Below are 15,405 nucleotides of genomic sequence, written 5' to 3' on the forward strand. Positions count from 1 at the left end.
AAACCTTGTTAATTCTGTGCATGTAAATCCATTCACTACTTTTAATCATCGGAGAGCCACCTGACTAGGTTAGTCCACTGTCGGGCAAAAGCGGACATTGGGTGCATCACAGCCACTCACAGTTGCCAGCTTTATCCACGACAGCGACTTTACCCCAGCCGTGACTTTTTAATTCATCAATAGCCTTTTTATTTATCGTCCCATCTTTTTCAAGTGTGCTTTTCTTAATTGCAAGACAAAGCAAATGCGAGGGCCGTGTCATAGCAACGTAATGTAGCTTTAATCGCTTTTCGTCAGAATCGGAAACTGTCTTTTTGGGTTTCCCTTTTATCCATGGAAAAATCATTTTCAAATGATGCGATATATTATAAGTGTCTAACACCAAAGTCGCGGTATGCGTTTCACCTTTTACAGAATGAATTGATCCTAAGCGAATAGTCGCTTTCCTTCCGCCGCCCTCCACCACCTGAGTATTGCTTTGGGTATTCTTATGATTCTCAGCCAGCCCCGCCTGTTGTTGATAATGTAAAAAAGCATGATCATTCCGTGGAGTAATGCTAGATAACGATGTAACAATATCAATTAAAATACCTCTCCATGTAGTACTCCAATCGGCCTCCGAAGGGAATTTTCGGTCAACCGCAAAATAACTAACAAGCTTAAGATATTTCTCGTAATTCGCACTGTCATCCTTCAGAGACTCCAAAATAAACCGATGATTTCTTTTTCTTGGCCTAGGATTGAATTGAGGTGACATTTCTTTGGAAAAATTAATGATTCCGATAGCAATACGCTCTACTGCAGTGAATGATTCGCCTCCAGTTCCTTCCAGTGCAAACTGGCCTCCCGACCGATGACCAGCTTTTACATATTGCAAAAATGTTTTTGGTTTTGGATCTTTGTTAGTTATATCTGGATCGTATTCAGCACAGTAGTGAGACACATTGTGGGGCCTATATTTTTCTGCGCCCTCTTTATCACGGTGCACGCCCCCAACAGCAGTAAAAGTCAATTGATCCAACAACGCTTGTTCTTCATCAAATACTGAGAGCAGATACTGCCCGTAGGCTTTTAACACGGCCCCAGTGCTAGCCTCGTCAACGAGGAATATAGCGTGAGCGGTATCTTTTGATTCACCGAATTTGGGCCCTTGGCCTGCCAAGCTCATTTTTCCTATCGATAGGGGAGAAGCTAAATGTGCTATAGATTGACCAAAGCGATGGCTATTTGGGAGGTCATACTTAGCTTCATCTAATGGAAATTTATCAGTTTTTGCCCTGTTTACCTTACCAGCATGATCAAATATTGCCTGATCACTATCGCCGAATCGCATTCTGCAGCTTGCCCCATCGCCTTCCATGAATATCCGGTGAAGTATAGATGATTGAGCTTCGCTGTTATCTTGAACTTCGTCGAGAAATACTAGAGGAAAGCGATCTCGAAGATGCTGCTTTATGGTAGATGAACAGTCGATAAGATCGTTTGCCCACATAAACATTTCATCATGCGTATGAATACCGAATTTTTGGATAGATTCTCGACAAGAATTTGACATGTTCAGATATGGTTTTGTCTCTATACCCAGCACGCCTTTCCCCCAAGGTACTTGACCAATAGAGAGTTGACTATTAGTAGCCTTTATCACAGATTTAGACACACGAGCTTTTTCTGCGTTTTCCCTAGTCCACGGGTATAATTTATCCCAGCGCCAACTATATGCGATTTCGGAATCAATAACTTTTATGGGAAACCCCTTTGATCTCAACCAAGGGAGAGCCAAAAATTCATTAACAAACCCATGGATAGTCCCAATGTAATGTGGATATGACAGAAGCGCTTGGCCGACCTCCGTTCCCCCTAGGCGCTTTTCAATTTCTTCTTTCGCTACATTCGTATGCGATAAAACACACATGCCTTTACGCCGATACGGCCAGTTACGAGCTAGTATCGCCAGCTTTGCAACAAGCAACGTTGTTTTACCGCTGCCAGGGCAAGCCGACACATCCAATGTTTCACCCACGGACTTGAGTATTCGCTCTCTAGCGCCTCCATCTTTTTCCGTAGAAAAGGCATCATCGGGCAGGCCTAATATACTCACCACCCAAGCGATATCATCATCCGTAATCTTTGGCAGATTAACTTCCACGAATCTCGCCCTCTGGTGCGGGATTAAGACTCGATGTAACGAAGTCTATTGCATCAACAAGGTAGCCTGGGAGTTTAGCCCTTAAATCATAGCATTTATCAGACTTCACCTTATCCAAGATAATTCCACACAAATACTGAGCCGCGATGGACTTTGAAGCTTTAGTGCCTGTGACATACATTGCATAGACTTTGCAGGCTAAAACTTCATTTGTACTCCAATTTTTATCTTCTGCAAGTATTCTAGCTTCCTCTGTGATTGCAACGTAACTCATCTTGGCTTTTTCAAATTTTTCTTCGAGTGTTTTTTCAGAAAAATTATCATTCTCATCCCATATCGCTAATTGAGCGGCAACATAGACCTCTTCAGCCAAAGCATTGTCGTTTGCAAATGCAAGATCAAATTCTAACGTCCATTCATCAGCTACAAATGACTTGACGCACTGCCCATTGGCTTTGGATATAATATTTTCCTTATACTTGTTTAATTCTTTATCCTTGGGCTCAAAATCTCGCTTCACGCGCCATTTTCTTGCCCCTTTCCCTTCAGTAGGCGGCCAATCACTCTCGTCTACCATGTTCTTAACAATATAAGGGCCACAGTTCGGCATAACGTCCAAGTCGGTGACACAAGCAACCGGCGTAGACTGAATTCCATCTTGATCGGGATTATTTCTCATGAAAATTTTGGCGTATCGTCGCAGTCCAACTCCTCCGACATTGACCATAGAAACTCCATGTTCCGTAAAATCTTTCCTAATGCACTTTGCCAAGGTAGGCATCAAAATATTTTCCGCATCGCCCTCTACAATCATGACACCACGAGCGAAAAACAGATTGGCTTTGGTTACATCTAAAAAACGCGCGAGAAATTTATAATCATTTGACTCAAGCTCAGTCTCACCATCAGCGGTAGAAAAAGCCTTACCGGACCGAAGAATAACTAAATTATTGAGATCAATTTCAGAAGCTAGGTTGGGACTATGAGTTGTGATTATTATCTGTGGTTTGTTTGCTTTATCACCTCGCGAGTCAACTATTTTCTGAAGGTACTGTATTAGCCTAAGTTGTCGCTGTGCATGCACGTGTGCCTCAGGCTCCTCTATTAGCAATAACGGGAAATTATCTTGATCATCTGCTTGAAGGATCAATTCACATGCAATAAAAAGGATGTTATTTGACCCCAACCCCATTCGCCCAGGCGCATTATTCAGATTAAGAGTTAGCTTCTCTAGAAGTTGTCTAAGCCTCTGAGAGTCCGAACCATTCTGACTAACCGATATCGAGCTCGTTAGTGAATCCCCATGAAGCTGCAAGCCTTCTAGATGGCTATTAACTTTTAATTTTCCCTTCTTAATATGACTATGGCTTTCGATAAGCTTGTTGAAGAAATCACCTAGCCCTAGCAAACCCAGCTTTTTAATGTCATCGGCACCAAATGAAGAAAGGTCAGCGCTTGCGGCATCAAACAAATCGCCCACTTCTACACCACCAAGTGAATTTAACACCATCGAAAGCCTAGAATTACGCCCAGACGAAAGTTCTCGCTCAGCATCGCGAAGCGGCCTTAGATATGTAGCTGCGAGCAATAGGCGGCAGTTGTGATCCAGATTTGGCCCCTCTCCATTCTTACCAGATCGAAGGCTTGTGGCGATATATGGTCTTCCAGCCCTAGTTCCCATGCGCTTTGCTGTTAATGTTAGGTGAAGGACTGGTTCATCCCCCTGTCGAAGTCCATAGGTTAAGTATTCTGCAAATCCTGATTTATCGCCGATTGCTAATTTTTTGAATGTACCTGATATTGTAATATCACTTGATTCAGAAACACCCGCAGGTGCCTTGTGGAAGTCATCATCACTAAATCGAAGCCATTCTTGATCGGTTGTTCCGAGGAGAAATCTCAGTGCATCAATTACTGCAGACTTGCCAGAGTCATTTTCACCCACAAGAGCTGTTAACCCTTCCCGCAATTTAACCGTGATACCGTCAGGGCCAAATGATCTAAAATTGGTAATGGTAAGCTCGGCTAGGTACATGGTAGTTGTCCTTGATTGTTAATTACTATAGGTCCGCTTTGGATCGACAGCGGAACTTCACTAGTAATAATTATTTGTTAAGCCATAAACAAAGGATGAATTATGTTTACGACTTGAAATGAATTATGAGTAAGGAAGCTTTTTAACCTGGAGTTCCCCGCTACCTATTCTTAATCAAACCTTACTTTTCTTCGGTCTGCCTACTAACTCGATAACTTGAGCAAGAACGGCTTTTTTCCGAAGCCCCCAATCGACCGCATTGATTTGCACTAAATCCCACCCGCGCAAGTTTAATACAGCCGGGATATGTACATGAGCCTCAAACGGATCGAAAACGCTACTACCTTCCTCACACATTAACCCAACAGCATACTGCCCGCTATCGCGTGGGTCGATAATCGCCACATGCACACGAAAATCAGAGTCACCCACATCTAGTTCAACAGCATAACCCATTGCTTCAAGTTCCAAGAGAAGCTGGACCTTCAACGGTACGTAATGAGGATTCGGAAGTTCGACCCCTGTGCGGCTACTGAGACGGTTACCACGCAGTACGTCGAGCACACGTTCGGCTTCGCTGCGACGACCGTCGGCCATGCGCTGGCAGTATTCGAGAAACCCTTTGAACAGGCGGGGACCATTGTTTTTTGCGTTCGCGACAGAAAGCATACTGGGTTCAAAGGAGGATACGATATGGATCCCTTGCTTGGCTCGGGAAGCCGCGACATTCAGGCGCCGCTCGCCGCCTCTCTGGCCTAGGGGGCCAAAACGTGCTGGCACGTACCAATCACCTTTGCCATCTTTACGTCGACGTTGACGAGGGGCGTGACCTAGGGAGAAGATGATCTGATCACGTTCGTCCCCCTGAACATTCTCCAGATTCTTGACAAACGGACGCTGATCCATCTGTTCGGTCGTGATTGCTTTCTGAACAACCTTGGCAAAGGAGTCATCTTCCGCCATGCGGGTGTCGATCTCGTCGAGAATGGCACGTCGCTGTTTCAAGTTGAAGGTGATAATACCGATTGACGATGCAGGGTTATCACAAAGTAGCTGATACATAAGTTCAACAACAGCAGCGGCTTCTTTCGGGTTTGTGCCCTCCTCGTAGCTTGCGTTTTCGACTTTATGCCACGAGATCGCTGCGGGAGCCTGACGGCTTTGGGTGGCCGGAATGCTGCGTAGATCGCCTTGGTAAATTGCATGATTGGAAAAGGCAATCAATTCCTCGTATTGGCAACGGTAGTGCCATGCCAGCCTTTGATGGAAGCAACGATCACGTGCCAGTACCAACAGAGATTCGGCGTCCATGACATCCGTTGGTATTTCCCGTTCTTCTTCCTGCTCGTTATCGCTGTCGGCGCTAGCTTTGAAATAGTTGCTCGGAGGCATCTGGTGTTCATCACCGGCGATCACTACTTGTTTCGCTCGCATGAGAACTGGCAGTCCGGTCTCTACAGTGCACTGTGAGGCTTCGTCAATGATCACGAGGTCAAATACCGGCTCCCGGGGAAAGAGCTGTGCCATGGTTTCCGGCGATAACAACCAAACCGGCATCGCATCCAGCAACCCCTTGTCTACATATTGCCGAACAAAACTACGCAGCGGCATGATACGGCGCTGTTTGCGTGCTTCTTTCAGCATGGCTTCCTTGACCGACTGGATGGTACTGCGTCTCGCTCCTTTTTCTGCAGGTGGTTCGCGGTACCAATGGTTGTCATTTTGGGATGCTATTACCGCTCTGCCGACGTGTGTATGTGAAGCGCCTTGCAGGGAACGAAAATGCGCGGCCAGTTCCTTCTCTTGATCGCTCATTAGGCGGCTAGTGGCACTCAACTGTGGCTGCGACTGCAGCAACTGATTCGCCACCTCTCTGGCCCATAGACCGGTAACCTGAACCTCCCAAGACAGTTGTTCGCTGTCTTCCAACGAAGCCAGTAATGTAAGTAATTCAGGTGACTCAGCCCACTGATCCACACATTGTGCTAGCCTTTGGTCAGCTTTAACCAAGTCATCGAAATCATTACTCCAATGCCTTTGCATATCACGTAACCGGCGCAGACTGCTTCCAATCGATAACCAGGGAAAACTTGGCTGTAGTGGCTCCAGCGCGGCTCGAAGCGACGCATAGGTTTTGCAAATTGTATTCAGCTGCTGCGCAGATTGGACTAGCTCAGGTAATGCGGTGTTGGACTTGTTATCTGACGGCCAGGCTTGCAACAATTGCAAGGTATCACGTTGTTTCAGCAACCCAATCATAGCCGACGTACGCGGCTTGAAAGCAGGCAGAGCTGTTGCTGTTTCAGGAAGCTGCAACTCAGGAGCTTGCGTATTAAGCGTTTTGCGCGTCTGCGTTAGCGTCGCCAAGGCAGGCAGAACCTGTAGCAGTGTATCGATACGTTCACCCCAGGCACGCCAAGCTTCCGGTGCTGCGGGAATTGGCCACAGTGCGAAAGGCTGAATCTTTTCCTCTGCAGCGGTAATATCACGGGCCAACGCCCGACCTTTATCGATTGCACTCAGGACGCTTCTCGCCTCATCAACGGTATCCGGGTGATCCTTCAAACCAGCGGTATGCAGGAGTTCATCCAATGACTGCCAGCATTTCGCTGATTGTCGAAAGTTTTCGAAGCGGGCCAAAAAAGCCGGTGATAGATTTACGGTGTCACTTTCACTCCAGTGCAATTGCAATTGAGAACGGAACACACTTCGCGCAGACCACCAACCCGGACTCAAAAAGCGTTGCCAACGTCCTACTGACTGTCTGATACGGTCATAAGCACTCGTGAAGGCTTCAGAATCTTTCCATTTAGCACGGTTTTGATGCTGCTCGAGAGAGCCTTTGGCCTGCTGCCATAACGACACGCACTGCAGGTGTGCGTCAGTAAGCTTTTTCGCATCGTCGCTGTGAAGCCAGGATGACACAGCCCGAAGCTCCGCGTCATCACGCTCTGTTAAAGACTTTAGCTCCAATAATACGGGGCGAGCTTGCACCAATTTTTGCAGTGTGGCTCGCTCAGAATCCAGCCCCGCCGCGAGTAAATTTTGCTCAAGTTGCTGTGTTGCGTGTTCAAAATCATTCAGCGACTTAGTCCCATGTGTCAGGAGCAAGCTGAAAAGCACCTGGTTTTGTTCCTGCTGCGCTCTATCGGTCTCCGCTTGTAGCTCCAAAAAGGGAAGCAGCTGGTTGCGCAAGGCCAAAATCTGCTTGAGGATGCTGGAGTCTAAAGGAAGCCCTTTAGCCTGCAAGGCAGCGTCAAAGGCCTCGCGCGCCACGACCGCCCTATCGAAGTCGGTCTGAAAAGCTTGGCGATCCGAGTCGCTGGCATCCGCAAAACTGCTCCTGTCAGTAGATTCTTTTGGCCTGTTCCAGACACTACCATTTGCCCAGAACCGAGCATATGGTTTTAATTCCTCAAACTGCGAGGACAGAGTTTCGATGGTACTTCTGGGAACTTGGCATAAAGTAGCCGGAGCCGCTACCGACACGAAATCAAGACCGCTCATCAAGGTGACGGCTTGCCCCAGTGTTAAACCCGCCTGTTCAAGGCGAAGCGGTGCGCGCAACTCGGCCAGCGGCTTTTCCGCCCTGTTCAGCTGAGCGATAACGTCGGTTAGAGGTTCATTGATAGCTGTCGTAGAAAGTTCGTTGTTTTCAATGCGCTCAACGATTTGTGCATACAGCTCTTTGCGATCGTCTTTGACATCATGCACCAGCGCGAGTAGGTGGCGCAGTCCTTCGGCCTGCTTTCGATTGACTACGACATCAAGAGCAGCACGCTTTTCACAGACTACGGCAACTTTTTTCCCCTGCAACAGGGCGTCTCCAATCAGATTGACAATCACCTGACTTTTGCCGGTTCCCGGCGGGCCATCAATGACCATCGCAGGAGTTGATCGAGCAGCCTCCATCACCTGTCGCTGAACAGGATCTGCCTGAATGATTGGAAGGTTTGGCAGAGACTTGGGAGTTTCCGAATCCTCCAGTGGCACAGTGTCGCCGTCGGCTACTAAGTTTTTCAGTTCACTCGGCAACAGATTGACTGCGCTGGATAGCAACGGCGCGGCGGATGCCTTTGTGCTGAGCTGTTCCAACAGGCCATCATAGTCGTGTAATAAGTCCGAACGAGACTGAGGGAATAAGCCAAGCACTGCGCAGCTTTCCAGTTCAATACGGTCATCGACCCAATTCTCGAACTCGGAGTTACGGTTACGCAGCGGTTGCAGTTCGCCAAGCGTCCCGATCACCTTAAATCCCTGATGTTGCAAAAAATCGAGCATTGCCTTCTGTCCTTCACGGGCCGCGTCGTCGGCCTGTGCGGCAAGCGCTTCTGTCCAGGATTTACCAGATAACCGCGCCATAGTTTGCAGTAAGGCCTGATTGGCGAGAGCACTGTCTTCGCGTGGTGTACTCAGACTGATACTGGAGGCCGTTCGAATCAGGGCGACGTTGTAGAGAATGAGAGGGGCTCGTAACAGGTAACGGTTCAGTACAGCGGATACAAAGGTTGTTCCCAGATACAGCTCGTCAGCACCGGTTTCCTCCATCCGGCTGTTGTGTTCGCGAAGCAGGTCTATTAGCTGGCGCTGACAGCGTGCGGTGGTTTCATGGCCTAAAGCATCTTCTGCTTTGACCAGCACAGCTTCTGCTTCGCCACGAACCAACTCAATTACACGCTCTGCCAAACCGAGCGAAATTCCTTCTAGTTGATAGCAATCAAAATTACGTCCGCGGCGGATCTCGCGCAAACGTACAGAGGGGCTGCGCCCATCCCCCGAGACCAGCTTCTCCCGTAGCTTGGATATAGTGTGCAATAGCCGCTGTGTGGCTTCACCGGGAGTCTCAGAAGGCTTGGCAGTTATAGGGTTCTTGAATGGTTTCCGGCTTACCAATCGATGTTGCCCATCGAGGTCTTCCGTCAGCACTGGTTCTATGTCAACACCGGCATGGGAAGCGGCGCGGTGTAAGTTACGTCGAATTTTTTCGGTAAAGCGGGACTCCCCAGTGAGACGGAATAATCGTCGGGCAGTCACTTCACCCCCGCCTCGCCTTTGAATTCGTTTAAAAAACACCTGAAGGGCGTGGTCAACCTGCTTGGCCTCCGCTGCTAAGGGAATCGATTCTCGAATCGCGATCTGGTCGGCGGCGTTGACCGGGTCTTTGCCCAGCATACCTACGAGCAGCTGGTGAAACAGCAAAGAACAGCCCAGCGCGTTACCAATTTTTAGTATCTCGGCCAGCTCGACTGTGGCGACTTCGCCATCCGCGGCTACTACATGGAATAGCAGCATGAACACGCTGCGCTGGGCTCTAGGTCCAGCCACATAAAGCATCGGCGCCAGCTCCTGAAAGCGATGATAGGCTGTCTCATGGTCGAGAAGTTCTCGCCAATGTGGTACGAGGTGTTCGAAGACGCGTTCGATGGCTTCGATTTCAGTTTCATGGACTTCACCATCGGCGTGGGCTACCAGCACGCAGGCCGCTAGCGCGCATTCCTGCACTTCAGGAAGCGGTTCTTCAAAAGTCTGCGCATCGTCGAGCTCGATGTGAGGCGTGCCTAAAACTTCCAGGATTTCACGATCGATATCTTCCAATGTGCGAGTGCCAGGTCCAAGACCGGTGAGTTCGCGGTAAACGTCGGTTTCACTAAACAGCCATTGCGCCCAAGCGCGCAGACCATGCTCGGGATGGCTCGTGCCTTCGGCAGTTTCACCTTCCTTGCGCATGTAATCGATCAGCGCTTTAGACTGCTCTAAATAAGCATCCGTATCCCAGTTAAGCTCGTTGGAAGGCAGGCCGGTGACGACCGCCATACTCAGCCTGAGAGCGCCATCCAGGCTGCCGCATCCCAATAAACCAAATCTATCTGCGGTGAGCTCGGCAGACATGCTCAAGCGACGAGCTACTTCGACCAAGGAGTCAGGGGCCGTTTCAGAGTATAGGATGTGCTTGGCAGCGAGGGAGATTTCGCACTCGGGGTTGGCGACACCATGAGCCAAATAATGGCCCAGCTCATGCCCCATGACCCCACGTAAACTCTCATCGTCGAGCAAGGCAAGCAATCGTCCCTGAACTTCCAGTAGGACCGGCTCGGCACAGAAGTGCATGGCCGCGTTTTCAGAGCCAGCTGCTTGATAAATTTCTACACTGGACTCTATGCCGAATCGCGACGCACACTCACGAGCTTCCTTGTAAGCCTTGGGTGACATGCCTTCAGATAACAGTAGCGAACGAGTCATCAGCTGTCGGCGGACTCGCTCACCTCTAGGTATCTGAGCAGGCTCAAGATCACCGAGCAGCTCTTTAAGCTGCGTGGAATACAAGCTTTCTCCTGTAAATCGGAGTTTCTCGACTCGATCGGCACGAATTCTGGCTATTTTGCTCAATAACTCCATACTCTACATACTCCTTGTTCCAAGTACTTTACCGGGCTTGAACCCATGTAAATATTGTTTTTGCGTCACGTACTCAGAAGACTGCGAGTCGCTAGATGTGACATCAGTACTCATGCAACGATGACGTCAATGAGCATTATTCTGAAATAAACGATGTCATTTCTTTATTCTCCATAGGTAGTTCAGCATCAGAAAATCTCTATTACTTCCCTGAGTTTCCATCGATTGTTCAAAAACCCGTTTTGATTACTTAGGCCTGGTTCTGTCTCACTGTCGATAAAGCAGAAGCAACAATACCAGTAGGCACTGATATTAGCCCCAAACCAATTGTCAGGACGATGAATGTGAAGAATCGGCCTCCCGTCGTGACGGGATACACATCCCCATACCCCACTGTGGTTAATGTACATACTGCCCACCACAAACAATCGAAAATAGATCGAAAGATCTCCGGCTGCACTGCATGCTCAAAGTGGTAAATACCAACAGCGGAGAGATACAACATGGTGAGGCTGGCTGCCGTGAACAGAATTAACTCTTCTTTCGCCAGATACAGTGCCATGGAGAAACGTTTGAGGGCCGCGTTGTAACGAATAAGCTTCAATAAACGCGTTAACCGCAAAAGCCGTAACACCCTTAACGTTTGTAGATCCACGGAGAAAGCAAGGTAAAAAGGCAATATGGCAACCAGGTCAATGAGACCGTAGAAACTGAAGATGAATTTGAGCTTGTGTTGTGACACATAGATTCTCACGGTATATTCCAGGGTAAAAAGAACCACAATGAAAATCTCGGAATACTGAAGGAAAGTTGTCAAAGACTTCCCCAGATTTGGCAGAGTACTCAGCGAAAAACACAGCACGGAGTACAGGATCAACGCCGAAATAGCCCAAGTCACCACAGGGTGGTCCATAATATTATTCGAATGAGGCTCGTTTACCACGCTAACTTTCTCGTTCATGGCTGTATCTGGGTGCGGATATCGCACCTCTATCCTTTATTGGGGAGCTTTCGATATCGTTGGATCTACATAGGCCTAACGATCAATGAAAAGCCACCCCGTCCAAAAAATGCACCCCATCGAAGGTCAGCACGTTGGTGTAGATCTCGGTGGCGTCCACGCTCCGGTGCCCGAGCAGCTGGCTCACGACCTTGAGCGGCCGCCCGTGCAATAAAAGGTGAATCGCAAATGAGTGGCGGAAGGTGTGGGCACTGATCGGAAACGGCGCGCCCCCTACCCTCTCGACCAACCTGTGGATGTGCCGATTGACCGTCTGGCGGCAGATCGGAAAGACCCGCTGATCCTTCCTGAACTGCCCCAACCACAGATAGCTCTGAATCCGCGACTGAAGGTCGAGATCCAGGATGGGGACATAGCGCTTGGCGGAGCGTTGCAGGGCGCGCTTTGAGGGGCGTCCGGGTCGCTGCTTGAGGGTTTTGAGGACCACACCATAATCGAAGCCGTCGTCCACAAAGGCGCTTGGGGTCAGAGCCAGCACTTCTGACACACGGGCCCCGGTGGTCCACATGAGATCCAGGATCAGCCGGTCGCGCGGGTGCGTCTCGGCGGCGAGCAGCCGCAGCACCTCGGGCTTGAGCAGGTACGAGGGCATGGCGTCGAGGGTCTTGAGTAAGACAGGCCGTTTAGCGATGAGACGATCCCAGTCGATTTGAACCGACTGGATGGGGAACGGGGTCGTGGTCGGCTCGACAGGCCGGAACAGCCGTTCACGGCGCGGCGCGACGGCGGCGAAAAAGGCCGATTCTGCGGGGGTGTGGTGCACCATTTGCCCAGTTCCTTTGGTACGGGTGAGCCCATATTATCGTGGGTCGTTTGGCACAAATTTACACCTAATCGCCGCGCGGCGCAAACCCCGGCGGGCGCCCTGCCCGCGTGCACCAAACTAGGGGGTAAAGGTGCATCCAACCGCCCTAAACGGGTGGACGTTCGTGCGGTGATCATGATTTGCAGTGTGCTTGGAGGCGGGGGGCGAGGTTTGCGATTATCGAAGGCGATCATTCAGCTTCTTAGAGGCGTACAAGACTGACTTCAGCGGGTTTAGCGAGGCTTGAGGACGCCGTTTTGGACGAGAAAGTCTTCTAAAGAGTGACAGGGAATGGCTGGCCCCGAGTCAGTGTTTGTGGTGGCAAGTCCGGCAGCGATGTAGCGTTTGATGAGCTGCTCTGGAGTAACCCCTAGGGCGTTGGCCTCGCGGATCAATTTCTCGGGTGTTCGATCGCGTGAGATAAAGGAAACCGTAAAGTGAGTTGTAGAAGTTTAGACCTGATCTGACATTTCTTCTTGAAAAAGAGAGAGTTACCCGTTTTGATAAAGGTGTCGAATCTTAAATCAAAACAAAAGGTAACTCTCATGATCCATACTAACAATCCTATCATCAAACACAAGGCAGGCTTGCTCAATCTGGCGGAAGAACTTGGTAACGTATCCAAAGCTTGTAAGGTAATGGGGGTATCGCGCGATACCTTCTATCGCTATCAGGAGCTCGTGGAAGACGGCGGAATCGATAACCTGATCAACAAAAGCCGTCGAACTCCCAACCCGAAAAATCGCGTGGATGAGGCAACAGAACAAGCTGTTGTAGAGTATGCCGTGGAACAACCAGCTCACGGTCAGCATCGCACGAGCAATGAATTACGCAAGGTGGGAATTTTCGTATCTGGCAGCGGAGTCCGCTCTATCTGGGTACGGCATAACTTGGAGAACTTTAAAAAGCGGCTGGCGGCCCTTGAGGCCAAGGTCGAGAGKGAGGGKATTATCCTAAGCGATGCGCAGGTTTCCGCTCTGGAGAAGAAGAAAAATGACGACGAGGCCTGTGGTGAAATTGAGACAGCCCATCCAGGTTATCTGGGCTCTCAGGACACGTTTTATGTGGGCAATCTCAAGGGTGTGGGCCGTATTTACCAGCAGACATTCATTGATACTTACAGCAAAATTGCCTTCTGCAAACTCTATACGACGAAGACACCAATTACCGCTGCTGACACGCTCAATGATAAGGTTTTGCCATTCTTTGAGGCTCATGATCTACCCATGTTGCGAATACTCACAGRCCGGGGAACAGAGTTCTGTGGCCGCGTCGATCAGCATGACTACCAACTCTACCTGGCGATTAATGACGTTGAACACACAAAGACCAAAGCCATGTCACCACAAACAAATGGGATCTGCGARCGCTTCCATAAAACGATTTTAAMCGAGTTTTATCAGGTGACGTTCCGCAAGAAACTCTACAGCACCTTAGAGGAGCTTCAAAAAGATCTGGACGATTGGATAGAATACTACAATAATCAACGAACGCATCAGGGTAAAATGTGCTGTGGCAGAACGCCGATGGATACATTACTTGATGGGAAAATGATCTGGGCCGAGAAAAATTTAGCTCAGATCTAAACTGACAGACACCGGATGAAAAACGGGTAACTGTCAGATCAAGTCTGAGCTACTACAAGTGAGTCACTGTGCGCCTTCTGTTGAGGTTGAAACTTAGCCTCTTTTTTTGCTTCGTCGATCATACCACGCCCCAAGGCGCTCAGCGTAGCAGTAGGTAAGGCCAATAACCGTAAAGGTCACTACCATAATGCTTGTCATTCCAATCAGTGCGGCTTGCATATTCATGTTTGCACTATACCTCTTTGGGTTTCTATGCTCAATATTCGCTCTAAATATGAGAGAACCACTCGAAAATGTTCCCTACCAGCCAAATTAGACACTCGACTTAGGGAGGTTTTGTTGCTTAAAAACTTCAGACTAACAAACCCTAAAGCACTGTGGCGCCGCGCTCGAGCATAGTCACTTCAATATATTCGAACACCCCGCTGCCGCATCAATTTTCTGCCTGGTAACGGCTCGCCGATAATCACTTCTACTTTCATCGAATGGAAGAAACTCTCTACACAGACATTGTACCAACAGTTCCCTTACAGTTGATTCAGTAAATCTTTACCAGGGTAATGAGCGGTAAAACTCTAATACTGACTTAAAAGATTCTTCAAAATCGGGCAGATCCCCTTCAACTTCATCTGTCAGCGTTTCGTAATCTCGCCCCGCCCGTGTTTTAATTTCAGGGTTGTTCATAGAGTCTAACGTGGGCTCAATACCTCTCGCTCGGGATTTTTCAATTAAACTGGCTTTGATTTTAGCCTTTTCAATTCGATCAATATCGGCAAGCGTTGTTAACACTAAATACAAATCAAATATGTCCTGCCGTCTGTTTCGGTTTCTTTTTATTTGCTGCAGCAAAGAGCGATATTTTTCTGCAATCAAATCCGTTAGCGAATAGACGTTCAACTCATCACCTTGCACAAGCCTCAAGGTATCGATATTGGGCGTGGCCTCATTCAGGCTGTAGTCAATTGATATAGCGGTAGGAGATTGATTAGCGACTAATTTTTTGTGTTTGTTTGAACCCTTGTAAGCATAGCCCACCTTAATTTTAATAGATGGAAAGGTAACATTCTCACCTTTCGGCTGAACCTTAGCGCCTTGAACAATGCAGTCCAGGTCGTAATCCAGCGTTTCCACCATTACCGCCAGGCTATCGTTAAGGCTTTTAACCACCTCGTCTTTTGAAAACCCCTGCCCAAGTGTCTGAGCCGTTGACAGGTCAATGTCTTTGGTGAATCGGTGGCTGTTGTAGCGTATTGCCAGTAGAATGCCGCCTTTCAGCACCATACTCGCCCGAAGCTTAGGCTCCGAGGCTATAGCGGCAAGTATGGTATGAACGGCCTCCCTAAATTCTTGGTTTGATTCGCTCTCAGCCTCTGCCACCCACGCGCCGATATCATGCTCTTTCACAGTCAAAGGCTA

The 15,405-nt window shown here is 48.8% G+C and carries 7 protein-coding genes and 1 pseudogene; 1 reads left to right on the plus strand and 7 read right to left on the minus strand.

Going from position 1 to position 15,405, the window contains the following annotated elements:
* Positions 1-106: 106 nt before the first annotated feature.
* From SD69_RS17590 to SD69_RS17610, 5 genes are all read right to left on the minus strand, one after another.
* Positions 107-2,146 carry a UvrD-helicase domain-containing protein gene (locus SD69_RS17590; RefSeq protein ID WP_052481428.1) on the minus strand — a complete coding sequence of 680 codons (2,040 nt, stop codon included), beginning with the start codon at positions 2,144-2,146 and terminating at the stop codon, positions 107-109.
* Entirely contained in the window at positions 2,136-4,181 is a 2,046-nt protein-coding gene (locus tag SD69_RS17595; RefSeq protein WP_041525004.1) for an ATP-dependent nuclease, read from the minus strand. The genes SD69_RS17590 and SD69_RS17595 overlap by 11 nt, the downstream gene beginning before the upstream one ends.
* Positions 4,182-4,355: 174 nt before the next feature.
* The gene (locus SD69_RS17600) at positions 4,356-10,577 is read right to left on the minus strand and encodes an AAA domain-containing protein (RefSeq protein ID WP_041525005.1); all 6,222 of its coding nucleotides are present in this window, start codon (positions 10,575-10,577) and stop codon (positions 4,356-4,358) included.
* Positions 10,578-10,827: 250 nt separating this feature from the next.
* Positions 10,828-11,538: an ion transporter gene (locus SD69_RS17605; RefSeq protein ID WP_052481429.1), complete on the minus strand. Its 711-nt coding sequence runs from the start codon at positions 11,536-11,538 to the stop codon at positions 10,828-10,830.
* An 82-nt stretch (positions 11,539-11,620) separates the two neighbouring features.
* On the minus strand, positions 11,621-12,364 hold the full coding sequence (locus SD69_RS17610) for a tyrosine-type recombinase/integrase (protein ID WP_041525006.1): 744 nt from the start codon (positions 12,362-12,364) through the stop codon (positions 11,621-11,623).
* 584 nt (positions 12,365-12,948) lie between these two features.
* On the opposite strand from SD69_RS17610, the gene SD69_RS17615 reads away from it, so the two are divergent.
* Entirely contained in the window at positions 12,949-13,989 is a 1,041-nt protein-coding gene (locus tag SD69_RS17615; protein ID WP_041525007.1) for an IS481 family transposase, read from the plus strand.
* A 356-nt stretch (positions 13,990-14,345) separates the two neighbouring features.
* Here the strand turns inward: SD69_RS17615 and SD69_RS19250 are convergent.
* Together SD69_RS19250 and SD69_RS17620 are read right to left on the minus strand one after the other, a co-directional pair.
* Positions 14,346-14,516, minus strand: a pseudogene (locus SD69_RS19250) (IS3 family transposase); the annotation flags it as partial.
* A 22-nt stretch (positions 14,517-14,538) separates the two neighbouring features.
* Positions 14,539-15,393: a nucleotidyl transferase AbiEii/AbiGii toxin family protein gene (locus SD69_RS17620; protein ID WP_041525008.1), complete on the minus strand. Its 855-nt coding sequence runs from the start codon at positions 15,391-15,393 to the stop codon at positions 14,539-14,541.
* Positions 15,394-15,405 lie beyond the last annotated feature (12 nt).

It is taken from the genome of Gilvimarinus agarilyticus (assembly GCF_000832015.1).
GTDB lineage: Bacteria > Pseudomonadota > Gammaproteobacteria > Pseudomonadales > Cellvibrionaceae > Gilvimarinus > Gilvimarinus agarilyticus.

Bases quoted from the DNA above. Each gene is read 5' to 3' on its own strand.
- SD69_RS17595 (WP_041525004.1), bottom strand. From the start codon at position 4,181: ATGTACCTAGCCGAGCTTACCATTACCAATTTTAGATCATTTGGCCCT.
- SD69_RS17600 (WP_041525005.1), bottom strand. From the start codon at position 10,577: ATGGAGTTATTGAGCAAAATAGCCAGAATTCGTGCCGATCGAGTCGAG.
- SD69_RS17605 (WP_052481429.1), bottom strand. From the start codon at position 11,538: ATGAACGAGAAAGTTAGCGTGGTAAACGAGCCTCATTCGAATAATATT.
- SD69_RS17610 (WP_041525006.1), bottom strand. From the start codon at position 12,364: ATGGTGCACCACACCCCCGCAGAATCGGCCTTTTTCGCCGCCGTCGCG.